Source organism: Martinezella miluonensis (assembly GCF_900094545.1).
GTDB classification, from domain to species: Bacteria; Pseudomonadota; Alphaproteobacteria; order Rhizobiales; family Rhizobiaceae; genus Rhizobium; species Rhizobium miluonense.
Genome location: NZ_FMAH01000050.1, coordinates 22,128 through 46,396 on the forward strand (window position 1 = coordinate 22,128; position 24,269 = coordinate 46,396).

At 59.6% G+C, this 24,269-nt stretch carries 25 protein-coding genes and 1 pseudogene; 7 read left to right on the forward strand and 19 right to left on the reverse strand.

Annotated features, from left to right (window positions below; all coding sequences use genetic code 11):
- Positions 1-45: 45 nt before the first annotated feature.
- Both GA0061102_RS27845 and GA0061102_RS27850 read right to left on the reverse strand, forming a co-directional pair.
- Entirely contained in the window at positions 46-1,947 is a 1,902-nt protein-coding gene (locus tag GA0061102_RS27845; RefSeq protein WP_092855268.1) for an ABC transporter ATP-binding protein, read from the reverse strand.
- Positions 1,948-1,949: 2 nt separating this feature from the next.
- Positions 1,950-3,839 (reverse strand): ABC transporter ATP-binding protein, encoded by a 1,890-nt coding sequence (locus GA0061102_RS27850; protein ID WP_092855269.1) that lies wholly within the window; start codon positions 3,837-3,839, stop codon positions 1,950-1,952.
- A gap of 227 nt (positions 3,840-4,066) precedes the next feature.
- Between GA0061102_RS27850 and GA0061102_RS27855 the strand changes: the two genes are divergently transcribed.
- Positions 4,067-4,723, forward strand: coding sequence for a dihydrofolate reductase family protein (locus GA0061102_RS27855; RefSeq protein ID WP_092855303.1), 657 nt, complete (start codon positions 4,067-4,069; stop codon positions 4,721-4,723).
- A gap of 38 nt (positions 4,724-4,761) precedes the next feature.
- Here GA0061102_RS27855 and GA0061102_RS27860 read toward each other — a convergent pair whose 3' ends face one another.
- A complete protein-coding gene (locus GA0061102_RS27860) occupies positions 4,762-5,655 on the reverse strand; it encodes a LysR family transcriptional regulator (protein WP_208858712.1) in 894 nt (297 codons plus the stop codon).
- A 206-nt stretch (positions 5,656-5,861) separates the two neighbouring features.
- Between GA0061102_RS27860 and GA0061102_RS27865 the strand changes: the two genes are divergently transcribed.
- Entirely contained in the window at positions 5,862-6,086 is a 225-nt protein-coding gene (locus GA0061102_RS27865) for a YjiS-like domain-containing protein (protein ID WP_092855273.1), read from the forward strand.
- A gap of 250 nt (positions 6,087-6,336) precedes the next feature.
- Complete coding sequence (locus GA0061102_RS27870; RefSeq protein WP_092855275.1) at positions 6,337-7,191, forward strand: D-alanyl-D-alanine carboxypeptidase family protein; 855 nt, start codon at positions 6,337-6,339, stop codon at positions 7,189-7,191.
- 152 nt (positions 7,192-7,343) lie between these two features.
- Here GA0061102_RS27870 and GA0061102_RS33920 read toward each other — a convergent pair whose 3' ends face one another.
- The 6 genes from GA0061102_RS33920 to metG form a co-directional block, all read right to left on the reverse strand.
- Positions 7,344-7,685 (reverse strand): SRPBCC domain-containing protein, encoded by a 342-nt coding sequence (locus GA0061102_RS33920; RefSeq protein WP_342588047.1) that lies wholly within the window; start codon positions 7,683-7,685, stop codon positions 7,344-7,346.
- Complete coding sequence (locus GA0061102_RS34000) at positions 7,672-7,824, reverse strand: SRPBCC family protein (RefSeq protein WP_245298160.1); 153 nt, start codon at positions 7,822-7,824, stop codon at positions 7,672-7,674. The genes GA0061102_RS33920 and GA0061102_RS34000 overlap by 14 nt, the downstream gene beginning before the upstream one ends.
- A gap of 63 nt (positions 7,825-7,887) precedes the next feature.
- Positions 7,888-8,379 (reverse strand): YbaK/EbsC family protein, encoded by a 492-nt coding sequence (locus GA0061102_RS27880; RefSeq protein WP_092855277.1) that lies wholly within the window; start codon positions 8,377-8,379, stop codon positions 7,888-7,890.
- Positions 8,376-9,203, reverse strand: a complete 828-nt coding sequence (locus GA0061102_RS27885; protein WP_092855278.1) for an MBL fold metallo-hydrolase — start codon at positions 9,201-9,203, stop codon at positions 8,376-8,378. The genes GA0061102_RS27880 and GA0061102_RS27885 overlap by 4 nt, the downstream gene beginning before the upstream one ends.
- 4 nt (positions 9,204-9,207) lie before the next feature.
- Positions 9,208-9,990 carry a TatD family hydrolase gene (locus GA0061102_RS27890; protein ID WP_092855280.1) on the reverse strand — a complete coding sequence of 261 codons (783 nt, stop codon included), beginning with the start codon at positions 9,988-9,990 and terminating at the stop codon, positions 9,208-9,210.
- Between the two features lie 8 nt (positions 9,991-9,998).
- Entirely contained in the window at positions 9,999-11,552 is a 1,554-nt protein-coding gene (metG, locus tag GA0061102_RS27895) for a methionine--tRNA ligase (protein ID WP_092855281.1), read from the reverse strand.
- Positions 11,553-11,802: 250 nt separating this feature from the next.
- On the opposite strand from metG, the gene GA0061102_RS27900 reads away from it, so the two are divergent.
- Positions 11,803-12,603 carry a sulfite exporter TauE/SafE family protein gene (locus tag GA0061102_RS27900; protein WP_092855283.1) on the forward strand — a complete coding sequence of 267 codons (801 nt, stop codon included), beginning with the start codon at positions 11,803-11,805 and terminating at the stop codon, positions 12,601-12,603.
- 53 nt (positions 12,604-12,656) lie between these two features.
- On the opposite strand, the gene GA0061102_RS27905 is transcribed toward GA0061102_RS27900, so the two are convergent.
- The 9 genes from GA0061102_RS27905 to GA0061102_RS27945 all read right to left on the reverse strand — a co-directional run bounded on the left by GA0061102_RS27905 (position 12,657) and on the right by GA0061102_RS27945 (position 21,550).
- Positions 12,657-13,688 (reverse strand): DNA polymerase III subunit delta', encoded by a 1,032-nt coding sequence (locus GA0061102_RS27905; protein ID WP_092855285.1) that lies wholly within the window; start codon positions 13,686-13,688, stop codon positions 12,657-12,659.
- On the reverse strand, positions 13,685-14,368 hold the full coding sequence (gene tmk / locus GA0061102_RS27910; protein WP_092855287.1) for a dTMP kinase: 684 nt from the start codon (positions 14,366-14,368) through the stop codon (positions 13,685-13,687). Before tmk ends, GA0061102_RS27905 begins: the two co-directional genes overlap by 4 nt.
- A 152-nt stretch (positions 14,369-14,520) precedes the next feature.
- The gene (locus tag GA0061102_RS27915) at positions 14,521-15,732 is read right to left on the reverse strand and encodes a D-alanyl-D-alanine carboxypeptidase family protein (protein ID WP_092855289.1); all 1,212 of its coding nucleotides are present in this window, start codon (positions 15,730-15,732) and stop codon (positions 14,521-14,523) included.
- Positions 15,733-15,802: 70 nt separating this feature from the next.
- Positions 15,803-16,972, reverse strand: coding sequence for a septal ring lytic transglycosylase RlpA family protein (locus GA0061102_RS27920; protein WP_092855291.1), 1,170 nt, complete (start codon positions 16,970-16,972; stop codon positions 15,803-15,805).
- A 393-nt stretch (positions 16,973-17,365) separates the two neighbouring features.
- Complete coding sequence (locus tag GA0061102_RS27925) at positions 17,366-18,238, reverse strand: sigma-70 family RNA polymerase sigma factor (protein ID WP_092855293.1); 873 nt, start codon at positions 18,236-18,238, stop codon at positions 17,366-17,368.
- On the reverse strand, positions 18,235-18,861 hold the full coding sequence (locus GA0061102_RS27930) for a flavodoxin family protein (RefSeq protein ID WP_092855295.1): 627 nt from the start codon (positions 18,859-18,861) through the stop codon (positions 18,235-18,237). The genes GA0061102_RS27925 and GA0061102_RS27930 overlap by 4 nt, the downstream gene beginning before the upstream one ends.
- A 268-nt stretch (positions 18,862-19,129) precedes the next feature.
- A complete protein-coding gene (locus tag GA0061102_RS27935; protein WP_092855305.1) occupies positions 19,130-20,182 on the reverse strand; it encodes an IS110 family RNA-guided transposase in 1,053 nt (350 codons plus the stop codon).
- Positions 20,183-20,459: 277 nt separating this feature from the next.
- On the reverse strand, positions 20,460-20,732 hold the full coding sequence (locus GA0061102_RS27940) for an Atu4866 domain-containing protein (protein WP_092855307.1): 273 nt from the start codon (positions 20,730-20,732) through the stop codon (positions 20,460-20,462).
- 92 nt (positions 20,733-20,824) lie between these two features.
- Positions 20,825-21,550 (reverse strand): SDR family oxidoreductase, encoded by a 726-nt coding sequence (locus GA0061102_RS27945; protein WP_092855297.1) that lies wholly within the window; start codon positions 21,548-21,550, stop codon positions 20,825-20,827.
- Between the two features lie 120 nt (positions 21,551-21,670).
- Between GA0061102_RS27945 and GA0061102_RS27950 the strand changes: the two genes are divergently transcribed.
- On the forward strand, positions 21,671-22,561 hold the full coding sequence (locus GA0061102_RS27950; protein ID WP_092855299.1) for a LysR family transcriptional regulator: 891 nt from the start codon (positions 21,671-21,673) through the stop codon (positions 22,559-22,561).
- A 202-nt stretch (positions 22,562-22,763) separates the two neighbouring features.
- On the opposite strand, the gene GA0061102_RS27955 is transcribed toward GA0061102_RS27950, so the two are convergent.
- Positions 22,764-23,402, reverse strand: a complete 639-nt coding sequence (locus tag GA0061102_RS27955; RefSeq protein ID WP_092855301.1) for a TetR/AcrR family transcriptional regulator — start codon at positions 23,400-23,402, stop codon at positions 22,764-22,766.
- A 155-nt stretch (positions 23,403-23,557) separates the two neighbouring features.
- Between GA0061102_RS27955 and GA0061102_RS33050 the strand changes: the two genes are divergently transcribed.
- The gene (locus GA0061102_RS33050; protein ID WP_159432219.1) at positions 23,558-23,698 is read left to right on the forward strand and encodes a hypothetical protein; all 141 of its coding nucleotides are present in this window, start codon (positions 23,558-23,560) and stop codon (positions 23,696-23,698) included.
- Positions 23,694-24,170: pseudogene (locus GA0061102_RS27960) on the forward strand (MFS transporter); the annotation flags it as partial. The gene GA0061102_RS33050 and the pseudogene GA0061102_RS27960, both read left to right, overlap by 5 nt.
- Between the last annotated feature and the right edge of the window lie 99 nt (positions 24,171-24,269).

Consider the following 24,269-nt stretch of genomic DNA (forward strand, 5'->3'; position numbering starts at 1 on the left):
GGAAAGGCGAGCCCCGCAGTGGATTGGTTTGTGGCTGAGAGCAGCCTAGGTCTGCGATTCCGCCGGTACGGAGATCGTCACCTCTTCCTCCGGAATATCGTCGAAGGATGCGTAATTGAGGTTGTAAAGCTTCGAATAGAGCTTGCCGTTCGCCATCAGCTGGTTGTGGTTGCCGCTTTCGAGAAGCTGGCCGTTTTGCAACACGATGATGCGATCGGCTTCGCGGATGGTGGCCAGACGGTGTGCAATGACAAGGCCCGTGCGGCCTTCCAGCAGCTTCACCAGCGCCTTCTGGATCAGCATTTCGGTGTAGCTGTCGATATTCGCGGTCGCTTCGTCGAGCACGAGGATCTTGGCATCGGCGACAAGGGCGCGGGCGAAGCTGACGAGCTGGCGCTGCCCGAGTGAAAGGCCGCCGCCGCGCTCGCCGAGAACGGTGGCGTAGCCATCGGGCAGCTTCATGATGAACTCATGCGCGCCAACCGCCTTGGCGGCCTCGATGACTTCCTCGCGCGTCGCCTCTTCCTTGTTGTAGCGAATGTTTTCCAGCACCGAGCCAGTGAAGAGGAATGGTTCCTGCAGCACCATTGCGATCTGTCGGCCAAGCGAATCCTGGGTGAGGGACCGCACATCATGGCCGCCGACCAGTACCTGACCTTCCTGCACGTCGTAGAAGCGATGGATGAGCGCCATGGAGCTGGACTTGCCCGAACCGGTCGGGCCGATCAGCGCCACGGTCTCCCCGGGATTGACCTTGAAGCTGACATTCTTCAGCACCGGATGCTTTGGATTGTAGCCGAAGACGACATCGCGGAACTCGACGGAGCCATCCATAGCGCGCGAAAGCTCCTTGGCGTCGGGCGCATCCTTGATGTCGATCGGAACATCCAGCACCTCCGTCAAGCGCTGGCCCGAAGCCATGGCGCGCTGCATGACCGAATACTGCATGGTCAAGGAACGGATCGGATCGAAGAAGCGCTGAATGTAGAACAGGAAGGCGACCATGATGCCGACATCGAGCTTGTGGTTCAGAACCATCGAGCCGCCGACGATGATGACGATCGCCATCGCCATGCCGGTCAGGGTATCGACGATTGGGACCATGACCTGGGCATAGCGTGCCGCGGTCAGATGCGATTGCAGATTGGCATGCGCCTTGTCGTCGAAAAGAGCGAAATTGACGTCTTGCCGATGCATGCCCTGGACTGCGCGCACGCCGTGGATCGCTTCCGCCAGCGCGCCATTGGTGACGGAATTTGTCTCATGCGCGTTCATGAAGGCGACGCGCGCCTTCGGCAGCCAGAACAGCCGGACGATGAAGAGGATCGGCATGACGGAAAGCGTCAGTAGACCGAGCCGGAAATCGAGCGACAACATGACGACGACGATGCCGAAGAGCAGGGCAATGTCGCCGACGGAAAGCACGGACGTTTCAAGGAATTCCTGCATGGAGTTGACGTCGCCTTGCAGGCGAGACATCAACCGGCCGACTTCCGTCTTGTCCATGAAGGAGAGCGAGACGCGCTGCAGATGCGCGAACATCGCCCGACGCATGTCGAACAACACTTCTTCGGCGACCTGGCCGACATAGGTCTCCTGCACGTAGCTTGCGCCGTAATTGACGAGGATCGCCGCCGCGAAGATTGCCAATGAAACCCAGAGTGCCGAATAATCGATGGCGCCAGGCGCCATGGCATTGTCGATCGCGTGACGGATGACCAGCGGAATGACGATCTGCGACGCCGTGAACAGCAGCACCGCAACCACGGAAATATAGACCTGGCGGCGATAGGGGCTGACGAAGGCCCAGATGCGGCGAATGATCTTGCTGTCGAAGACCTTGCCGAAGATTTCCTCTTCGACGCGATGCGAACCGACCACAGCGCGGGGAGGGCGACGCCCATCCTCGCGCACATCGTTGCGCTCGGTTTCGGTAACTTCCGACATCGTCAGACCTCCCTTTTCGCTCTTTCGAGCCTGCCGCCGGATGTCTTGACGACATCGTCCTCCGGGCGAACCTGCAGATCGTAAAGCGCCTTGTACCGCCCTCCAGCGGCCAAAAGCTGCTCATGGGTTCCACGCTCGACGATCTCGCCATCCTCGATGAACAGGATCTGGTCGGCATGCATCAGCGAACTCAGCCGGTGGGCGACGATCAGCGTCACCCGGTCGCGGGCAAAGCGCTTCATGGCGCTGCGGATGCGCTGCTCTGTCGCCGCGTCGATGGCGGCGGTGGAATCGTCGAATACCATGACAGCCGGCTTCAGCATCAGCGTCCGCGCAATCGTCAGGCGCTGGCGCTGGCCGCCGGACAGCGACACGCCGCGCTCACCGACGACCGTTGTGTAGCCAGCCGGCAGGCCAAGAATGTAATTGTGCAGCTGCGCCGACTCGGCGGCGCGTTCGATGCGGGTTTCTTTCGCCCAGGGGTCACCATAGGCGATGTTGTTCTCGATGCTCGTCGTGAACAGGAAGGAATCCTGCTGCACGACGGCAACATTCTGCCGCAGCGATTGCAGCGTCGCCTTGCGGATATCCTGGCCATCGATGGTCACGCGGCCGCCCGTGACGTCATAGAAGCGCGGGATGAGATGAGCGATGGTGGACTTGCCGCTGCCGGGTGGTCCGACGATGCCGATCGTTTCGCCGCGTCTTGCCTCGAAAGAGATATTGGTCAGCACCGGCCGCTTTTCCGGTCCGGGATAGCTGAAGCCGACATTCTCGAAGCGCAACCTACCTTCGGTCACCACAAGCGGCTTGGCGTCTGGAGCATCCTTGATGGGGATATCGAGATCTAGCAGCGCGAACAGGCGCGAGCCGCAGGTCGAGGCGCGTGCGAAGGCATTGACCATCAGCCCGAGCTGACGCACCGGCATCTGCAGGATGGTCATGAAGGTCAGGAAAGAGGCGAGGGTGCCGACGCTGATCTCACCCGCGATCACCTTGAGGCCGCCCATCCAGAGCACGAGACCCATGGCGATGAAAAAGGAAAGGTTCATCGCGCTGGTATTGATGACGCGGATGCCCACGCGCTGGTGAGCGAGGTGCAAGGCATTCTGCGACGCTCTGTCGAACTTCATGATCTCGTGCATCTGCGCAGCAAAGGCACGGACGACGCGAATGCCGCCGAGATTTTCCTCCATCACGCGCGTCAGCACCGAAAGGCGCTCCTGCAGGTCGAGCCAGGTCGCGCGGAGTCGCAACTGCGTCACGGAAGAACGCCATGCCACGAACGGCACGAAGCTCAGGGCGAGGAGGCCAAGCACCACATCCGTCGACAAAAGCATGTAGGCGCCCACGCCGATCAGCATGGTGAGCAGCAACATGCGCACCAGTGCGGTGGAGAAATACATGCGCACGCCTTCCAGATCGAGCAGGCCGACGGTGATGAGATCGCCGGAATGCACTTTGTCGTGGAAGCTGAAAGAGAGCTGCTGGATCTTTTCGTAACAGGCGAGCCTGAGTTCGTAGCCCATGTGATGGCCGACGGACTCGCTGCAATAGTTCTGCACCATCGTGAACAGGCCGCGCAGGATGCTGATGACAAGCAGCAGCAGGGCCGTCGTCAACAAAGCACTCTCGGCGATCTGGCCCGCCGCGCCGCCGGCGACCGCCGTCTGCGTCTGGTCGACCGCGCGCCCAAGCATGCGCGGGATCATCAGCTGCAACGTTGCAGCCACAAAAGTTGCCCCAATGGCGAAGCTTGTCTGCCAGGGATGGCGCAGCGTCATATGGGTGATCCGCACGATCGTCGAGAGACCTTGTCCCCAACCGGCCGCATTGACATGCGCGCGCGAAGCCAAAGACTTCGCCGCGCTTCTTGATGAATCGCTGCTCACGCTCTTATCCAGGTAATTTCAAACGAGGCGGGCCCGGTGTCGGGTTCGTATCTCAGGAGAAGTATTGATACTATGAATTTTGCCGATTCCGTGGCGACGTTCAAGAGTCAATCGGTCACAAGTCCCACGCGAATGTTAGATTGTGTGTTCGAAAAATTATCGAGGAGATGTCGGCATCGAAACCGGCTCGACGTCCTTCGGGCACCAACGAAAACAAGGAGGACATCATGCGCAAGGTCATAGCAGCCACATTCGTCAGCCTCGACGGCGTCATGCAAGCACCAGGCGGCCCGCAGGAGGATCCGACAGGCGGTTTCGAGCATGGTGGGTGGACATTCCACTATTTTGATGAAGCGACGGGCAAAGCGCTCTTCGAGGTCTTCGAAAAGCCGTTCGACTTGCTGCTGGGGCGGAAGACATACGACATATTCGCGGCCCATTGGCCCTATGCCCGTGACGACGATCCGATCGCCAAGCAGTTCAACAGCATCGCCAAGTACGTCGCCACGCGCGGCAACGGCAAGCTCGATTGGAACAACAGCCGTTCGCTCGGAAGCGATGTCGTTGCCGCGATCAAGGAGTTGAAGGCGGGCGAGGGGCCGGATCTCCTCATCCAGGGCAGCAGCAATCTTATCCAGACCCTGCTTCGCAATGGGCTGATCGACGAATTCAACCTGCTGACCTTTCCGCTCGTGTTGGGCACCGGCAAGAAGCTCTTCGGCGATGGAGCGGTGCCTGCCGCGATGAAGCTCCTGCGCGTTCAGACCTCTCCAATCGGTGTCATCATGGCGACCTATCAGCCGGATGGCCCGGTCAAGACGGGGTCCTTCGCTTTGCCTGACCCGTCCAATGAGGAGATCGAGCGGCGCAATCGGCTGCAATAGCCGCGGGGGAGAGTTCGAAGAGGCGTCTCCGCTCGAGACTAGGCTTCGTGCTCGCGATTGGCGCCGAATTCGCGGAGGCATTTTATGACTTCGCGGAGCCCCTTCGTCAGATGCTTGTCGCGGCGTAGCACCATGCCGAGCTGGCGCGCAAGTCGCGGCCTGACAGGCGATGTCGCCAAATCATCCAGATTTCCGCTCTTCAAGGCCATGGCCGGCAACAGCGACCAGCCAAGGCCGGCGGCGACGAGTTCCTTGATGGCTTCGACGCTGCCGAATTCCATGGATGGTTCCGGCCGGATCCCTGCATTGATGAACCATTCATTGGTCATGCGTCGCGTATTGCCGCCTTCGTAAAGCATCAGCGTCTTGTCTCTCATAAACTCCGCATCCGGACCGCCTGATGGTATTGAGCTGTCCTTCGGCGCCACGGCGAGAATCTCGTCGTCATAGAACGGTTCGATCTCCAGCGAGCGGCCGGAGGCGGGCAGGGTGACAACGGCCAGATCCAACCTGTTCGCTTCGATATCGCGCAGCATGTCGTCGGTATTTCCGGTGCGCACGATGATCTCGAGTTCCGGCATTCGTTTCTTTGCCGCGGCAATCGCACGAGGCAGCAGATGGATCGATGCGGTACCGCCAGTGCCGATCCGCACGCGTCCGGCCGATCCCTCGCGATAGGGCGTCATCGCCTCTTCCGCCATCGCGCAGTCATCGAGTATCCGGCGAGCATGCGGGAGCAACTCGATTCCGGCAGGCGACGGTTGCGCCCGCCGCCCCACGCGCTCGATCAGTCGCACGCCGAGACGCCGCTCCAGAAGTTTTACCTGCAGGCTGATGGCAGGTTGCGTCAGGCCGATCTTGTCGGCTGCCGCGGTGAAACTACCGAGATCGACGACGCTGACGAAAGCGGCCAGCTGATCCAGACTGAGCATCAGAAGAATTCCTTATAGAACGTATTAAGATCATAAGCTTCCTTCGTAGTGAGCGCTAGCGCATCCTTGAGCCATGTCCGCTGTGGCGGGCTTAGAGCAATTCCAGGAAAGGGCGCAGCGGTTTTCCGTCCGGAATTGAGTAAAAACAATAAGTTAGAGCGGTTCCCAGATTCCGTGAAGAGCTAAACCGCTCCAGGAGTACGCAAATGGCAATTGATACGGAAAGATTGACGGTGGCGGTGCCTGGTGCTGGTCGGGGCAGGCACAGATCGGGATTTCTACGTCTCGCATTCGCGATCCTTTGGTTTTACTACGAAAAACGGAATACTCGGCGCGATCTGCTCGATCTGACCGACGACCAGCTTCGGGACATTGGCGTGACACGCCGGGAAGCGCACGCGGAAGTCAGCAAGTCGTGGTTCTGGAGCTGATGGCCGGGTGCCTTGGATAGCTGCGTGGCGGGATAGGGACTCCCGGTAAATATCGGCGAGGCCGCCTAGCCCCGGCGAGCCGATGTCAAAAAGAGCAGTGGGTTCTTTCCACCCCACCTCTTTTTAATGGCATCGTTCTTCTTTCCGCCATAGATTTGACTAATCCATCTCCCTCGAAAACCGGCTGCCGCTTGGCATCGTCCGGCCGCCGCTCCCTCCAGAATTTCAATCAAAGAGACCGCGAAAATTCATGCTCAAGACAACATCCTTGCTTCTTGCCTCGGCCATTTCGACCATATCCTTTTTTGGCATCGTTTCGACGGCATCAGCAGGGCAGGCTAGCTATCTGGTGGATGCGCATAGCGGCCAGGTGCTTGAGGCATCGAACCAGGACGAGCTGAACTATCCGGCGTCGCTCACGAAGATGATGACGCTCTATCTCGCCTTCGAAGCTTTGCACGAGGGACGCCTCAAATGGGATCAGAAACTGACTATGTCGGAGAATGCAGAGAGCAAGGAACCCTTCAAATTCGCGATCGGTGCCGGCCGCAAGGTGACGGTGCGCGAAGCCGTCGAAGGCATCGTCGTCCTGTCGGCCAATGATGCGGCTGTTGCCGTCGGTGAGCAGCTCGGCGGCTCCGAGGAGAACTTCGGCAAGACGATGACCGCAAAGGCGCATCAGCTCGGCATGAGCAGGACGGTTTTCAAGAATGCCTCCGGCCTGCCGGATCCGGAGCAGGTCACGACTGCCCATGACATGGCGACGCTCGGCGTCGCGCTGATGCGGGACTTTCCGGAGGAGTTCAAGCTCTTCTCGCTGCGCGGCATGAAGTTCCGCGGCATGAAACTGCGCGGTCATAATAATCTGATGTATCGCTATGCTGGCGCCGATGGCATCAAGACCGGCTATACCGATGCTTCCGGCTACAATCTCGTGACATCGGCCTCAAAGAACGGCCGCCGCGTCGTCGGCGTTGTCATGGGCGAAAAGACCGCCCAGATTCGTGACGACAAGATGGCGAGCCTCCTGGATACCTATCTGGCTCCGGCAGCAAAGACCGCCACGGTATCGACCGGTGTTCCCAAGCAGACCTTGGCGAATTGATCGTTAGGTCTGCAGCGGAAGCACGAGGCTCATTTCCGACGTTTGGCTTCGACCATAAAAGGGCATTCTATTGTGAAATAAACATCAGATAAGATAGATTATGGAACTTTCCCAAGCACCAGCACCCCAACAACCCCCATGACTTTCCGCTGTCATTCCAGATAGTTGGCGAGGTTGTCCAGCGTCGACGTCAGACCCTCGTCATGATCTTCCTTGCTGATGCCGTACGGCACGTCCTCGCAAATTATGGTGACCTTTGTGCCTGATGGCACTTCCGTCAGCGACCATGTCATGACCATCGTTCCGCCGAAAGCTGCGTCGTCGGATTCGAAATCCACCGCTTGAACGATACGTTCGTCGGGAACGATTTCCAGGAACCGGCCGGAAACGATATCCGTATGCTCGGACGATTTTCCGGGTGTTGAATGGTCCGGTGCGTTGTAGGTCAGCGCCAGTCGATAGCTGCCGCCTTGGCGTGGCTCAAAGGCAAGGATACGGGCCCGTCATGCCCTTGGGCGGAAGCCAGGAAATCAATGCCTCCGGATCGACGAAGGCTACGAAGATTGCCTGCGGCTTTGCGCGGATCACTCTGGACGCCGTATCGGTCCGTCTCGACCCAGAAGTTCTGCTCATCGCATCCTCCTTTGTAGCGTCCCACGACAATCCAAAGGATGCAGCCGGCGCCGATTGCCGTCTTCAGCTTGCCTTGATGCGGATCACCTTTGCCGCGATCTTTTCCGCCAGCAGCGTCGGATTGCAGGCAAAAATGCTGTCCGGCCGTCCGGCGGCGCACCAGACCTTATCGTAAGCCAGAAGGCTTTCATCGATAAAGACCGGCAGCTCGACGAGATGGCCGATCGGGCCGACGCCGCCAATCGCAAAGCCGGTTTCATCGCGCACGCGGTCGATATCTGCGCGTTTCAGGCGGATTCCATAGGTCGCCGCAATATAGGCCGTATCGGCATTGTGCGCGCCGGAGACGAGAAGCAGCGTTAGTTGGTAAGTATCGGCATTGACGAAGACCAGCGACTTGACGATCTGGCCGACGACGCATCCGGCCGCTTTGGCGGCCTCTTCCGCCGTCCGCGTCGATTGCTCCATGCGCTTGATCGAGATGTCGAGACCCATATTGCGCGCCGCAAGTTCGACGCGTTCCAGGCTCGAAAGCTTCCTGCTGTCTTCGCTCATAGATCGTCATCCTCCACGTCGAGCTCGATCTGCATCTGATCATAGGCCGGCTCGACATGATCGGGCGTCTCCGCCAGCACGGTTTCATAATCGAGCGGCGTGTGCATATGGGTCAAGATGGCATGCTTCGGCTTCAACCGTTCGATCCAGCCGAGCGATTGCTCCAGAGACAGGTGGCTGGGATGCGGCCGATATTGCAAAGCGTCGATGATCAGGACGTCAAGATTTTCAACTCTTTCAATCGATTCCGGCGGGAAGTCGCTGATATCGCTGCAATAAGCGAGTTTGCCGATGCGGAAGCCGAGCGAATGGATATCGCCATGGACCTGCTTGTGCGGCCAGAAGCGGATCGGCCCGCCTGCCCCGTCGACGGTGAAACTTTCTTGCATGCTTTCTATCAGCACCGGCCGGACGATCGGCGGATAGCTGCTTCCCGGCGGCGTTTCCAGGCAGTAGCGGAAGCCTTCGCGGATGCGCTCCATGGTCTGCGGGTCGGCATAGATCGGGATGCGCTCATTCGATATGTGGAAATAACCGCGCAGGTCGTCGATGCCGTGAATATGGTCGGCATGCGCATGGGTATAGAGTACGGCGTCGATCGAGCTGACGCCGGCATGGATCATTTGTTCGCGAAAATCCGGCCCCGTATCGACCACGACGGTGGTGATGCCGCCGTTCGGCGCGATCTGCTCGATTAGGAAAGCCGCGCGCGTGCGGTGGTTCTTCGCATTCCTGGGATCGCAGGCACCCCAATCGCCGGTGATGCGCGGCACGCCTGGCGACGAGGAACAGCCCAATATGGTGAAGCGCCGCCGATGTGTCACGCCGTCAGACCCTTGTCATCTTGGAGAAGCAGCGGAAGGCATTGGCTGTGGTGATCTCCGCGATCTCCGCCATGGTGACACCGATCGTATCGGCCAGCACCTCCGCGGTATTGACGACGTAGGACGGTTCATTGCGCTTGCCGCGCCAGCGCTTCGGCGCCAGATATGGCGCATCCGTCTCGACCAGCAGCCGATCATGCGGGATCGTTTTGGCGATGTCGCGCAGTTCCTCCGACTTCGGGAAGGTCAGGATGCCGGAAAAGGAGATATAGCCGCCCAGTTCCACGCCCGTACGGGCAAGGGCAGGGCCGGCGGAAAAGCAATGGAGGATGAAGGGGAAAGCCCCCTTCCCTGTTTCTTCCGTGAGGATCGCGGCCATGTCCTCGTCGGCGCTGCGGCTATGGATGACCAGCGGCAGCCTCGTTTCGCGCGCGGCTGCGATATGGCGCAGGAAGCCGGTCTTCTGGTCCACGGGATTGACTGTATCGTAGAAGTAATCGAGACCCGCCTCGCCGATCGCGACGATTTTCTCGTGCTGATTTGCCAGCCGCACGAGATCCTCGGTCTGGATGTCCAGCTCCTGATCAGCGCTGTTCGGATGCGTGCCGACCGAGCAGAAAACCGACGGATAGCGCTCGGTAAGCGCAAGCAATCCATCGAGATTCCTGACCTTGGTCGAGATGGTGACCATCTGCTTGACGCCAACTTCGTGGGCGCGCGCGACGATCGCGTCGCGCTCCTCTTCAAAATCGGCAAAATCCAGATGGCAATGCGTGTCGATCAGCATGGAAAACCTTATTCGGCAGTCGGTGCGACATAGCGTGGGAAGACCGGCTTCGGTGCTTCCAGCGGCGTTCCGGCAACGAGGCGACCTGCTTCGCCGAGCGCCGCGAAATCGCGCTTGTCGGCGGGGATGGCGATGAGATCCAGTAGCTTCGCCGAGGATTCCGGCATGAAAGGCTGCAGCAGAATGCCAATCTGGCGCACGACATCGGCCGTCACATAGAGCACGGTCGCCATGCGAGCCGGGTCGGTCTTCTTCAGCGCCCAGGGCTCCTGGCTTGCGAAATAGCGGTCGGTCTCGGAAACGACGGCGATGATCGAGGCCAAGGCGCGATGAATGAGCTGCTTGCCCATATCTTCACGGGTCGAGGCTAGCAGCGCATCGGCTTGCGCCAGAAGCGCCTTGTCCTCGTCGGTCAGCGGACCGCATTCGGGGATCTGGCCGTCGCAATTCTTGACGATCATCGACAGCGAGCGGCTGGCGAGATTGCCGATGCCGTTGGCGAGGTCGGAGTTGATGCGCGTGCCGATCGCTTCTTCGCTGTAGCTTCCGTCCTGGCCGAAAGAGACTTCGCGCAGGAAGAAGTAGCGCACCTGGTCGAGACCAAAGTGGTTCACGAGATTGACCGGATCGACGACGTTGCCGAGCGACTTCGACATCTTCTCGCCCTTGTTGAGCAGGAAGCCGTGGGCATAGACGCGCTTCGGCAGCGGCAGCTTCGCCGACATCAGGAAGGCCGGCCAATAGACGGCGTGGAAGCGGATGATGTCCTTACCGATGATGTGCACGTCGGCCGGCCAGTATTTCGCAAGCGGATTGTTGCGGTCCTCGATATAGCCGGTCGCCGTGATGTAGTTCGTCAACGCGTCGACCCAGACATACATGACGTGAGCCGGATCGTTCGGCACCTTGATGCCCCAGTCGAACGTCGTACGCGAGATCGACAGATCCTTCAGACCCGACTTGACGAAGGAGATCACTTCGTTGCGGCGTTCGGCCGGGCCGATGAAATCCGGGTTCTCCTCGTAGTGCTTCAGCAAGCGGTCCTGGTATTCCGAGAGCTTGAAGAAATAGCTTTCCTCCTGCACCCATTCGACCGGCGTGCCCTGAGGTCCATAGCGCACGCCGTCGGCGCGCAGCTCGGTTTCGTTTTCCTGGTAATAGGCTTCGTCGCGCACGGAATACCAGCCGGCATAGGAATCCTTGTAGATGTCGCCGGCATCGGCCATCAGGTTCCATATGTTCTGCGAGGTTTCGTGATGACGCGGCTGGGTCGTGCGGATGAAGTCGTCGTTGGACGCGTTCAGCAGCTTGCCCATAGCTTGAAATTCGTCGGAGTTGCGGTTGGCGAGCTCTTGTGGGGTCATTCCCTCGGCGCGCGCTGTCTGCTGCATCTTCTGGCCATGTTCGTCCGTACCCGTCAGGAAGAAGACATCGAGCCCATCCAGACGCTGGAATCGCGCCATGGCATCGGTGGCAATCAGCTCGTAGGCATGGCCGATATGCGGCTTGCCGTTGGGATAGGCGATTGCGGTGGTGATGTAGAACGGGGTCTTTTCGGTCATATCGGGCAAGGGTCCGTTTTTTACGGTTGCGTCTTTGTGATGCGTGCTCCGCTCGCTTTAGCGCATGTTTGCCGGGAGCGAAACACCAAGTTTGGCGGGTGCAACATTCCGATGTCGGGAAGCGGGCGTTGCTTGACTCACTCTCGCCTCACCTTTACCCCTTCGAAAGATCGGAATGCGGGACAGGGATGGCCGTGAATTTGAAAGAATTTTTTATAAGCCTGTCCGACGGCTTCGAGGGGCCGTTACTTTGAGTTTGTTCGGTTCCTATCAGCCGCTTTATTCCTTTTCCGGCTTCTTTGTCGGCATGCTGGTCGGCATTACCGGCGTTGGCGGCGGCTCGCTGATGACGCCTTTGCTGGTGCTGCTGTTCGGCGTGCATCCGGCGACCGCGGTCGGCACCGACCTGCTCTATGCCGCGATCACCAAGACAGCGGGAACTGCCGTCCATGGCATGCACGGACGCGTCAACTGGAGAGTGGTCGGGCTGCTGGCCTCCGGCAGCGTGCCGGCGGCATTGGTGATGCTCTGGATCATGGCGGGCGTCAATCGCGAAAGCCCGGCGGTCGCCCATACCATCACCTTCTCCCTTGGCTGTCTTCTGCTGCTGACGGCGCTCATGCTGATCTTCCGCGGGCAGATCCTCGAGGCCATACGGAAATGGCGGGGTGAACGCGGCAAGCTGGCACCGCGCACTATCGCCGTGATGACTGTTATTCTTGGACTTGTGCTCGGCACTCTCGTGACCATGACCTCGGTCGGAGCCGGTGCGCTCGGCGTCACGGTGCTGCTGGTTCTTTATCCGCAAACGGATGTCCGCGAGATCGTCGGCTCGGATATAGTCCACGCTGTGCCGCTGACCCTGATCGGCGGCATGGGCTACTGGTTCATCGGCGAGATCAAATGGTCGATGTTGTTTGCTCTGCTTGTGGGATCCATTCCCGGCATCGTCGCCGGCAGCCTGCTGGCGCCGCGCCTGCATGAGCGGTCCGTGCGCCTCATCCTTGCCGTTACGCTCACTGTCGTCGCCTGGAAGCTGATTCTTCCCTGATCCAACCCTAGGAAATTGGCATTGTGGCTACTGCTCGGACCTGCGTAGTCGATCTATGCTGAAAGCTGTTGCTTGAGTTCGCCGAGAATGGTGATGAGCGTCTGCTTGCGATCGAGATTGTAGGCTTGCGATATATTGAGGCGCTCGGTGGTCTCCGAGTGGAGACGGGCCAGCCTTTCGGCCGTGGCAATGGATCCGCCAAGCGCTGCCGCCCTTGCACGCTCGATGATATCGTCGCCGATATGCGACAGAAAGAAACCGAAGATGGTATCGCTGTCCTTGCTGGAAAGCGCGTCGGCTAAGCGGTGCATCGCCTTGCGTGCGGCAGGCCCATCCGCCGAAAGCACCTGCCGATAGGCGTCGATGATTTCACCGCCGCCATAGTTCAGAAGTTTGAGCGCCTCGCTGACGCTGCCCTTTGCTGCCGGAAGCAGTTCGCTCCCCTGCCCGGCAGGCACGCCTAGATTTTCGAGCGCCATGTGCAAGGCCTCGTCTCCGAGCGGCGCGAGCTTCAAAGGCAGGCACCGCGAGCGGATCGTCGGCAACAGTCGGCCCGGTGCATGCGACAGGACGAGGAACAGAGCACGTTTCGGCGGTTCCTCGAGAATTTTCAGGATGGCATTGGCGGCGTTGCGGTTGAGATCGTCAGCCGGATCGATGATGACGATGCGCCAATTGCCGGTCCCCGAGGTCTGCGAAAAGAACTTTCCGGCACGACGCACTTCGTCGACGGTAATCGCAGACTTCACCTTGCCGGTCTTGTCGTCGACGGGACGGGACAGATGCAGCAGATTGTGGGATGCCCCGCTGGAAATCTGCCGACTGGTGGCGGATGCCAGGTCTGGATCCGGCATGATCTTGGGCGCAGACGATGGATCCGGGTGCGAAAGGACGTAATTGGCGAAACGAAAGGCGAGCGTCGCCTTGCCGATTCCTTCCGGCCCTTCGATCAGAACAGCATGATGGCCCTTGCCGGAGCGATAGGACTGGGCGAGGAAGGCTTCCGCCTCCTCATGGCCGAAGAGCCTGGGATTATCCTGCGGCGGAATTGCGCCGTCGAGAACGCCGGGTCGTTCCTCGCTCATTGCGCCGCTTCCGGTGTCTCGGTAGCAATATTTGCTGAAGGCCCGAGCCGCTGGTCGACGATCCCAGCGATTTCGCCGGCAATCTCATCTTCCGAGCGTTGCGCGTCGATGACGTGACAGCGTCCCGGTTCGCGCGCGGCGATATCGAGAAAGGCCTCCCGGCGCTTCTCGTGGGTCTGCATCTCTTCTTTCTCGAAACGATCCGGTACGGCGACGGCAGAGGCGCGCTTGCGCGCCCGTTCAAGCCCGACCTCGGCGGGAATGTCTAGAATGAGTGTGCAATCGGGGATGACGCCGTTGACGGCAACCCTTTGCAGAGCCTCGATGTAGTCGGGCTCGAGGTTGCCGGTCACGCCCTGGTAGACACGCGACGAATCCATGAAACGATCGCAAAGGACGATGATGCCGCGCGCCAGCGCCGGACGAATGACTTCCTCGACATGGTCATTGCGCGCAGCGGCGAATAGAATGGCCTCCATCCGCGTGCCGAATACCTCCGCAGCTCCAGAAAGCAGTACGTGGCGGACAGCTTCGGCACCAGGGGATCCGCCCGGCTCGCGTGTCACCAGCACGTCATGGCCGCGCGCCCGCAAGCGTTCAGCCAGCCGGCGGATCTGCGTGGATTTGCCGGCCCCTTCCCCGCCTTCGAAGCTTACGAATAATCCGTTTGCATCAGCCAATGATCATGTCCTGCACTTGTCGCCTGCCTGCGGTTTGGCAAGCGATACCTATCCTGTTTAACCCAAGATATGCCGGCGTGGAACCGTGCATATATCGGCGCATCATATTCTATATGGGGTGTAAACAGGGATTTCGCGAGCCGCGCGTTCTCTCAGCTCGGCAAGGGTTTGTCCCAGAGCCAGGAGAACAAGAGGGATTCGGTCAATTCCATGAAGGCGTCGAGGGCGCGACGGCCGAGCGTGCCTTGAGCGACCGATTCCTTTGTATAAAGTGGCAGCTCGCGAACCAGACGAGCACCCAGGAATACGCGAAGCGTGCCGGCCGCATAACCTTCGGCCACGGGCGCCGTCAGCGGCCAGCGATAGACGATTCGTGCCGACAGTCGGTCGGGAGTATCGGCGGGAACATAGACATCGACCGGGGTCTTGGCCAGCAATCCCACCGTGGATCGCGCGCCGCCATAGACGCTGGCATCGCCGATCACCTCGCCTGCAGCGAAAATTCGCTGGCTCTTGAAGTTGCTGAGACCCCATTCAAGCACGCGCCGCGTTTCCTCGGTCCGGTCCTTGTCGCTCTTCAGGCCGCCGAGTGCCAGAAACAGCCGGCGTCCGTCGCGCTCCACGGAAGCGACGATCGAAAACCCCTCGCCGTCGGCAAAGCCCAGCCCAAGGCCATCAATGCCGATATTGAGGAGGAGCAAGGGGTTCTTGTTGCGCTGATAAATCTTGTTCCAGGTGAAATCCGCCTGGCCGAAATATTTGTAAAGATCCTGATGCTTCTGCTGCAGGTCTTGCGCCAGGGTCACCAGCTCCCGCATCGAAACCTTCCCGCCGCCGGTGGGATTCTCGGCATCAGGCAGGCCCGTGGAATTGGTAAAAGTAGCCCGCGCCATACCGATCTCGCGCGCTCGCGCCGTCATGCGTCGGGCAAATTCACGCTCGCTGACCGACATGCCCTCAGCCAGCACAATGCAGCCGTCATTGGCCTGCTGCACGGCGACCCCTTGGATCAGATCGCCGACTCGCACGCGCGACTTCAGCGCGGCAAACATCGTCGACGCGCGCGATGGTGCGCCGCCGGTGCGCCATGCGTTTTCAGAGACGGGATATTCCGTATCGAGCGAAATCTCCCCTCGCCCAACGGCATTGAAGACGACGTCCAGCGTCATGAGCTTGGCAAGCGAAGCGGGCGAGATCGGTTGATCCTCGCTTTTCGCCAGGAGGATGGTTCCTGTGGAGGCCTCGATCATGAATGCCTGCGCGGCTTTCGTCTCGAAAGTGCCCGGCGTGGCCGGCTGCGCTTCGGCGGCCACGTTGCCGATCCCGAGGAGAAAGAGGAGCAAAAGAATCAAGCGCTTTGGCATATCGTCCTCTCAATCCGAACACCGGCACGATTATTTTAGTGACGGGTTAAGATTCAGGCAATGACGCTGATCAGTCAGTCTGCGTCATGCCCTGGTGTTGGCGACGATATGCCGAGAGGATCGACTCCTGCGTCAGGCCATCGTTACGAACCATGACGGCATCGAAAGCCAGATCGACATAGACGGTCTTGACCGGAGTATTCTGATAGGCGGCGGCGGCAGAGCCTAGCGATTGATCGCCATGGCTTGCCAGGCGATGCGTGAAATCCGGCCGCTCATAGGGGATCGGTCCGATCTGCGGCAGAACAATCATTCCAGGCGCAGCCGACTCGACAGCCGGCATAGCGCCGCCATTCCACATCATCGGAGGCGGGTTGTTGCTTTTGCCGCGGCTATAGCCGGCATCCGGCGTCGAACCGGAGAAAGCCGTGGCAGAATAGGGAGACTGGCGCGGAATGGGCGCAATCGCGGGCGTGGCTTCGAAGCTGCGCTGCTGACGGCTTGCCCGTAAGGGCGTGCTGGAGTCGGGCAATTGATCCGCAGTGATGCGGCCAGCCGAAGCAACCATCACGCCGCTAGCGATCTGGCCGCCCGGATTGATGCTGGGCAGGCGCGAGCCCTTCGGAATGTAGGAGGCCATCAGATAAGGATCGTCATGGCCGTCCATGCGGGCGCGGCCGACATATTGCACGCGCACGTCACCCGTGCCGCTGTGCTGCAGATCGAGCATCTGCGCCGTCTTGTTGGAAAGGTCGATGATGCGGCCGGGATGGTATGGGCCGCGATCGTTGACGCGCACGATGATGGAGGAGCCGGTTTCGACATTCGTGACGCGAGCATAGCTCGGGAGCGGGAACGTCGGATGCGCGGCAGTCAGCGACTGCTGATCGTACACTTCACCATTGGCGGTCAAACGGCCGTGAAAGGCGGATCCGTACCAGGAAGCGATACCGACCTTGCTATAGCCGAAATCTTCCTTGGGATAATACCACTTGCCCTTCACCTGGTAGGGATTGCCCACCATGAAGCGACCGCCGCCCTTCGGCACCGGGCCGTTGGCAACGACGCGCGGGCTGGCCTTCACGCCATATTCTTTTTCGGAGAAATATTCCTTGCCGTGCTGACGCTTGGTGGGCGCTTTCTGAGTTGTTCCGCAGGCCGTGATGGTTGCGCACATCAGCGAGAGAGCAAACCAACGCATACCCGTTGCGTATGTCATCGCACGATTTTCGAATTTCATCTGTCCCACGCCGCTACTCACTACTCTGACGGAGGTCTGCTGTAACCGGTACATCCCTCTTTCCGGTATCCTGCTACGCCTCAACCACCTAACGGTACTTTAATCATGATTGTAGTTTGGCGATTTTGCGATGCAAATTGAGCGCACAGCAGAAATTCTGAAGATCGTGGTTAATGAATAGTAATGTGCCAACCATCTCCCGCGTTGCCTAGAATAGCACTAGCTGCCATCTTTCGATCGTCATCACGGGTCTCATGTCGGGACAGATAAGAACGAACTCTTGTCGTTGCCGGTATGCGGACGGACGGGAATCGAACAAGCGGTCAGCCCCTTGTTTCAAGGCGCATCAGTATTTCATCTGATAGACATCCCAGCGCTTTGCCTGGTCGACGATCAGTGAGCCAGGGCACTTGCTACGTGCCGGAGTTTGTCCGGGTTGCGCGTGCAATAGATGGCAACCACCTTTTCCTGCTCGATATGCAGCGCGGTGGTCTGCACGACATTGCCGCCCTCCATCGTGAGAAAACCCGGCAAACCATCGATGAGGGCATAGCGGATCAGTTGCGAGGGCTGCACCTGGAAATCGCGCGCCATCTGCTCATGACGTCGCATGACGGCTTCAAGCCCGATAAGCGGCCTCCGCGAAGCCGGTACCTTGCCGCCGCCATCGGCATAGGCGACGACCTCTTCCGAGAGCATGGCGCGCAGCGCGGCCATATCGCCGGTCCTTGAGGCGGTGAAGAAGGCGGCGGCGAATTTGAGCCCCTGCTCCCGTCCGATCGCAAAGCGAGGGCGGGCATCGGCGATATGCGCTCTCGCCCGGCTCGCCAGCTTGCGGCAGGCAGCTGCCTCGCGATCGATCGCCAGCGCTACGTCCTCGAAATCCATGCCGAAGACGTCGTGCAGCAGGAAAGCCGCGCGCTCCAGCGGCGACAGGCGCTCCAGCGCCATCATCAGCGGCAGCGTTACGTCGTCGACAGCGTCATCGTCTTGCGGATCGAAAATCGGCTCGGGCAGCCAGGGGCCTACATAGGTTTCGCGCCGGCGTCGTGCCGATTTCAGCTCGTTCAGGCAAAGCCTCGTGACGATGGTTCGCAGGAACGCGGCTGGTTCGCGAACCGACGTATAATCGGTCGCAAGCCAACGCAGCCATGCCTCCTGCACGATATCTTCCGCATCCGCCACCGATCCGAGCATCCGGTAGGCAAGCCGGACAAGACGCGGGCGCATGTCTGAGAAGATCGGATCGGCAGTTTCTTCGGTCATGGGGTTGCAAGAGCAAATTGAGAAGGAGCGGCGATGGCTTCGCGGCCGCGAACGAATTGTAGCGTCGTCAGCGCGACGCGTCGCCCCAGATAACGCGCCGTGGCAAGATCGGATTCGGGCGGCGCGGTCTCCGGGCCTTCATCGGTATTCGCCTGGGCGCCGGCGCCAAGCCAGAAGCCAAGCCGGTTCATATCTTCTTCCGAGCCCGTTGACGAGCAGTTCGCCGGCGGCAGATCGAGGCCGACCCAGTGCATTCCGTGCTGTGCAGCGAAGATCGCCAGTTGGATAAGGGTAGAAAGCTTGTCACCGGATCGAGACCCCGACGTGGTGAAGCCGGCGGCGATCTTGTCCTTCCAGAGAAAGCCCTTGGCGAGGACGGCGCTCGACGTCATCTCCTGGAATGCTTTGAAGGACGCTGAGACCGCGCCCATATAGGTCGGCGAGCCAAAGATGATCGCCTCGGCTGCATGAAGATCGTCCCAATGCCGCTCGACTTTATCGATGGATAGCAGCATGGCCTCGACGCTCTCGACCTGCTCGACCCCTGCCCTGACGGCTTCGGCCTGGCGACCGGTGTGTCCATAACCCGTATGATAGACGATTGCGATGCGTTGGCGGATCATTGTTGTCTCCAATGAAAGAACACAAGGGGTAAAACACCTTCAAGTGGCGGCTTTTCCTTGGGTTCGGTTATGGTTTGATCGGCATTGGCGCCGATCGGCTAACTCTCTTCCTTCCGCTGGACAGCGTGTTGCCGTCCTGCGGTTCTCGAACCAATCTCCAATACGTGACCTAATGCGTTAGCTTCGGTCACAGAGTGACGTTCGGCTCCCGGCTTCCCATTCTCCTTGAGGAGCGCAGCCCAGTCCTGCCGGGCTCGCTAGACGACAGTCAGGACAGCCGGGATATCGTCGACGCGCCTTCCATGGTGCTGGTGTCGCGCGGCTCATAGGCGCGCTGGTCACGCAGGATCTGGAAGGCGATCGTCAAAAGTTTGCGTGCAATGGCCACGCGCGCCTTGTTTACTCCTCTGATCTTCAGGTGTTCGTATTGGGTGCGCAGCTGCGCATCGCTGGCGATAGCCGGGGCGACCGCTTCCACGAAGGCCCAGCGCAGCCACTTGTTGCCCTGCTTGATGATCTTGCCGTGATAGGTCTTACCGCCACTCGAATAGGTCGAGGGCACAAGCCCGGTATAGGCGGCGAGCTTCTTGGCATTGCGAAACCGCGATATGTCATCGATTTCCGCGTCGATCAGCCGGGCGAAGAACTCGCCGATGCCGGGGATCGTCTTCAACAGCTTCACATTGCCATTGGTTTTAGTCATCGCCCGGATCGTTGCTTCCGACTGCTTGATGCGCACGTCGATGTCGGCGATGAAGTCGAGGCCACGGTCGATCTCTGAGACCTTCACCTGAGCCAATTGGACGCGGCCGGCCTTTCCGAACAGATCACTGAGCTTCTTCAACTGTGCCGTCTGCTCCGGATAGCGATCAAACACCGTGACGATCCGGTTTTTCGTCATCGTGCGCAGCCGCACGTAAAACATCCGCTCGCGCAGCGCGACACGCAGCTCGCGGGCCTTGTCGCTGGGTGCCCAGGCCTCCGGCACCAGGTCGGCTCGCAGCAGATGCGCCAGCACCGTCGCATCGATCTTGTCGGTCTTGATCTTGGCGTCGGCAATCGCCTTCACCTTCAAAGGATGGGCGAGAACGACATCGTCACAAATGTCGTCGAGCCAGTCATACATCACCATCCAGTTGCGCGTGGCCTCGACAACCGCGTGGCTGTTCTCGCGGTAGCGTTCGAGAAACCCGCCGAGCGACTGGCGATCGTTCATTACCCGGCCAGAGCGCAACGTCTTGCCGCCACTGTCCTGCACCACCAGATGGCTGTAGGATTTGTGGTAGTCGACACCGATATGGTAATCATAAGAGGCAGTCATGCTTCCAACTCCCTTGTTGAGATCTTCAAAACCCCAATAAGGTAAGCCGAAAGGCTGGAGGTGTGACTGTCCCTCGATCATCATCTGCATCTCAGTGATCCGTTCTATCCGTGGAGGCCGCCTCTTTCATGTCACCTCCTTCGAAAATGGCATTGCGAAGGATAAGACAAGGCAGGAAGTCCATCTGTGACATGCCCTGCCCACTTTTCTCTTTTCGACATCGGGGCGGCAGCCGACTTGGTTATGATGCTAGCTTTGCCAGTTGGCTGCCTCGCCGTTATTCTTGCCGATAGAGGATCATGCCGGCGTGATGCAGCACGCCGTCAATGAATGTTCCGTCGGCGGTAAAGCCGGTGTCGTCCCAATAATCGATGTGATCGCCTCGGACTGCGTAACGCCCCTGATATGCGCTCTCTCGCTTTCCGCGCGCCTCGTCGTAGCGACTGTTCGCAAGCAGATTGTGGCGGATCTGGCCATCGGCCGTGACCCACATTCCGACATAGGGATGGTTTTCCGGCGTTTGCGTAACCGAATTTCGTTCGACATTCATCTCCGCGAGACCTTTCTGCGTGGGTAAGATAGCCGCGCCTGCAAGAATCCCGGCAGCGACAAAAAAGCGAAACAAGGTTGGCTGCCGCCACCTCACTGGTTGCGCGTCGGCCGGATAACGATCTCGTTGACGTCGACATCGTCTGGTTGCTCGATCGCGTAGCGTACCGCTCGTCCGATCGCATCCGGCTGCAGAGCCGTGGCGCGATAGGTCTCCATCGCCTCCACGGCTACAGGATCGGTGATCGTGTGGGCAAGCTCGCTTTCCACGACGCCGGGATGAATGCAGGTGACTCGGATCTTTTCATTTTCCTGTCGCAGGCCGTCGGAAATCGCCCGCACCGCATATTTGGTGGCGCAGTAGACGGCGGCCGTGGGCGACACGGACAGCGCGCCTATGGAGGCGATGTTGATGATATGGCCGGAACCACGGGCCGTCATCTCGGGCAATACAGCGGCGATGCCATAGAGCACCCCCTTGATGTTGACATCGACCATCCGATCCCACTCATCGACTTTCAATGAGGCCATCAGCGACAGAGGCATGACGCCGGCATTGTTGACGATCACGTCGATGCGGCCGAAGTTCCGTCGCGCCGTCTCGGCAAAGGCGGCAACATCCGAGCGGTCGGTCACATCAAGACGCAGTGTGGCTGCCTCTCCGCCGTTTTCCCTGATTTCGTTCGCCAGCGCCTCGAGGCGATCTGTGCGCCGCGCGCCGAGCATGAGCTTTGCTCCGGCCATACCGAGTTCTCGGGCAATCCCGGCGCCGATGCCGCTCGAAGCCCCTGTTATGAGGACGACTTTGTTGAGGGACATGTTCATTTCCTTCCTGATTGTTCTTCGAACTGCCCTGTGGCAGTTGCCAGAAAGGTAGATCCGTCTCATTGTTGTGATAAGACGACTATTTCTTGCCACAATGGAAAGTAGTACTAACCAATGGAGCCGGATCTCAATGCGCTCGCCGTCTTTGCTTTGGTCGCCGAAGAAAGAAGTTTTCGCGCGGCTGCAGATCGCATGGGCATTACAAGATCAGCGGTCAGCCAGACGATCAGGCGGTTGGAGGAGACACTCGGCATCGCGCTGGTACTGCGCACGACCCGCAGCGTAAGCCTCACCGAGGCGGGTGAGAGACTTTATGGCCAAGTCACCCCCGCGATTGCCGATATGCGCGCCGCAACAGAAGCCGCCGGAAACTTGCGCGGGCCGCCGCGCGGACAATTGCGGCTAGCCGTCTCATCGATCGCCGAGCGATTTCTGTCCGGGCCTCTCCTGGCAAGCTTCGCTGAGGCCAATCCGGAGGTTCAGATCGATATCACAGTGACGGACGAAGAATTCGATATCGTTGCCGAGGGATATGATGCGGGCGTCCGGCTTGGCGAGGTGATCGAACAGGACATGATTGCGGTGCCTGTGGCTGGCGATGAAAGGCAGCTCGCTGTCTGTTCGCCGCGATATCTGCAACGCTTCGGCGCGCCGTCCCATCCGAGCGAACTCGCCACCCACCGCTGCATCGGCTGGCGCCCGGCGCCCAAGGTTGCACCCTATCGCTGGGAATTCGCTGAAGATGGCAAGGAGTTCAGCGTCGCCGTCGCGCCGGAGATCACCACGAACGACATGGCCTTGATGACCAAGCTTGCCGTAGCCGGCGCCGGAATCACCTTCGGCATGGAGGAGAGTTTTCGCCCTTACATCGAGCGGGGCGAGCTTGTCGCCATTCTTGAAAGGTTCTGCCCGCGTTTTGCTGGCTTCTACCTCTACTACCCGAGCCGTCGCCACATGGCTCCCAAGCTGCGAGCCCTGATCGGTCATCTGCAACGTCGGGACTAGCGTTTGGTCGCCCCGATGATTCGCCTGTGACGGCTGATGCGGGTTCGAGGCCTAAAAATGGAGTGGCCCAACCGCTGGAGACGGCCAGGCCACATTTGCCAGGTCAGGGGTCAAAGCTGACTGAAGCACGCTAACAATAAGTCGAGCTTATTTTTTGTCAATAATGCTTCATGCGGGCACGCATTGCGCGTGCGTTGCCTGATCAGGCGTAAGGCGTGCCGCTCAGTGCGGCTTTCTGGCCGATAGCCCCTTTGTCGATGATCGCGAGAAACGCGTCTCTCGCTTGCTTCGTGTCCCGCTCTTGCCGAAAGGTTTGATGTGCCTGGATGAAGGCGATTGTCCATGTTGCCAGAAGGAGACCCGCCGCCAGTCTGGCATCGGGATCGGTAGGCTCCCGCTCTACGCATTCGGATAGCGCCACCGCGACGAGTTGCGCGATCTCGTCGCGTATCGCCCTCACCCTCGCCTTCAACGTTTCGCTGCCCTCGATCGTCTCTATGAAGCCTTCGCTGCGAGCTGAAAAATCGACGGCGGGGTGCTGTTCCGCAACGAGCCGATGCGCGAGCAGACGATATGCCTCGATCGGAGCGATGCCGGCGCCGCGTTGCCGCAAAGCGTCGCGCAGCATCTCCCTAGCCTCCTCGTCACGGTCGAAAAACATGTCCTCCTTGCGCGGGAAGTGGTTGAAAACCGTCATTCGCCCAACGTCGGCGGCGGCCGCGATCTCGTCCACGGTCACATGGTCGAAACCGCGTTCGAAGAAGAGCTGCGTGGCGATGTTGGAAATGTTTTGCCGCGTGGCGAGGCGTTTGCGGGTTCGGCGGTCGGGTGGCGTTGTCATGACGCCATCGATAGCAGGAATTTTATACTGAGTACATATTTGTCGTTGACGCATGCCTTCTCGGTCCGTAATTAAAATATGTACTTAATACACTTTTGTACTTGATACGAATAAACGAGTGTTTTCGCACCGGTGGCGAACCGAAGGAGAAAATCGTGAAAGCAGCTCGGTTCAGCGAATATCGAGGCCCTGACACTAAAGAAATGCAGACCTTTTCACTCGAACAAACAGCGAAGGCGCAGGAAGTCACCGCCCAGTGCCGCGTCATGGGCAAGCCCGCAATTTCCATGGATTGAAGCCATTATGAACAAGCCACTTGTCGTTATCTTCGCCGCGATCTGCCTCGACGCGGTCGGAATAAGCCTCATCTTCCCCATTCTCCCGCGGCTTCTCGAGGACGTGACCCACTCCCAGGACATCGCGTCCTACATCGGGATCATGACTGCGCTTTACGCCGCCATGCAGTTCGTCTTTGCGCCGGTGCTCGGCGCGCTGAGCGACAGTCTCGGCAGGCGCCCTGTGTTGCTGATCTCGCTCGCGGGGGCAGCGGTCAATTACCTCATCATGGCCTTCGCACCGCAGCTTTGGATGCTGCTGCTCGGCCGCGCCATTGCCGGCCTGACCAGCGCCAACGCATCCGTGGCAACCGCCTACATCACCGACATTTCGTCCGAGAACGAGCGCGCCCGCCGCTTCGGTCTGCTTAGCGCCATGTTCGGCATGGGGTTCATCGTCGGGCCGGTTCTCGGCGGGTTGCTCGGCGATTACTGGCTAGCATTACAGTTGCATTTTTGACCTGAGATGCGCTTGCCTTGCTGCGGCTTGGTGTGCCCGTCGCCAAAGCGACCATGCGATGACGGCTGAAGG

Coding starts and splice junctions, on each gene's coding strand:
- GA0061102_RS27845 (WP_092855268.1), bottom strand. CDS start 1,947: ATGTCGGAAGTTACCGAAACCGAGCGCAACGATGTGCGCGAGGATGGG.
- GA0061102_RS27855 (WP_092855303.1), top strand. CDS start 4,067: ATGCGCAAGGTCATAGCAGCCACATTCGTCAGCCTCGACGGCGTCATG.
- GA0061102_RS27860 (WP_208858712.1), bottom strand. CDS start 5,655: ATGCTCAGTCTGGATCAGCTGGCCGCTTTCGTCAGCGTCGTCGATCTC.
- GA0061102_RS27865 (WP_092855273.1), top strand. CDS start 5,862: ATGGCAATTGATACGGAAAGATTGACGGTGGCGGTGCCTGGTGCTGGT.
- GA0061102_RS27870 (WP_092855275.1), top strand. CDS start 6,337: ATGCTCAAGACAACATCCTTGCTTCTTGCCTCGGCCATTTCGACCATA.
- GA0061102_RS34000 (WP_245298160.1), bottom strand. CDS start 7,824: ATGAGCAGAACTTCTGGGTCGAGACGGACCGATACGGCGTCCAGAGTG.
- GA0061102_RS27880 (WP_092855277.1), bottom strand. CDS start 8,379: ATGAGCGAAGACAGCAGGAAGCTTTCGAGCCTGGAACGCGTCGAACTT.
- GA0061102_RS27890 (WP_092855280.1), bottom strand. CDS start 9,990: ATGCTGATCGACACGCATTGCCATCTGGATTTTGCCGATTTTGAAGAG.
- metG (WP_092855281.1), bottom strand. CDS start 11,552: ATGACCGAAAAGACCCCGTTCTACATCACCACCGCAATCGCCTATCCC.
- GA0061102_RS27905 (WP_092855285.1), bottom strand. CDS start 13,688: ATGAGCGAGGAACGACCCGGCGTTCTCGACGGCGCAATTCCGCCGCAG.
- GA0061102_RS27915 (WP_092855289.1), bottom strand. CDS start 15,732: ATGCCAAAGCGCTTGATTCTTTTGCTCCTCTTTCTCCTCGGGATCGGC.
- GA0061102_RS27920 (WP_092855291.1), bottom strand. CDS start 16,972: ATGAAATTCGAAAATCGTGCGATGACATACGCAACGGGTATGCGTTGG.
- GA0061102_RS27925 (WP_092855293.1), bottom strand. CDS start 18,238: ATGACCGAAGAAACTGCCGATCCGATCTTCTCAGACATGCGCCCGCGT.
- GA0061102_RS27930 (WP_092855295.1), bottom strand. CDS start 18,861: ATGATCCGCCAACGCATCGCAATCGTCTATCATACGGGTTATGGACAC.
- GA0061102_RS27935 (WP_092855305.1), bottom strand. CDS start 20,182: ATGACTGCCTCTTATGATTACCATATCGGTGTCGACTACCACAAATCC.
- GA0061102_RS27940 (WP_092855307.1), bottom strand. CDS start 20,732: ATGAATGTCGAACGAAATTCGGTTACGCAAACGCCGGAAAACCATCCC.
- GA0061102_RS27945 (WP_092855297.1), bottom strand. CDS start 21,550: ATGTCCCTCAACAAAGTCGTCCTCATAACAGGGGCTTCGAGCGGCATC.
- GA0061102_RS27950 (WP_092855299.1), top strand. CDS start 21,671: ATGGAGCCGGATCTCAATGCGCTCGCCGTCTTTGCTTTGGTCGCCGAA.
- GA0061102_RS27955 (WP_092855301.1), bottom strand. CDS start 23,402: ATGACAACGCCACCCGACCGCCGAACCCGCAAACGCCTCGCCACGCGG.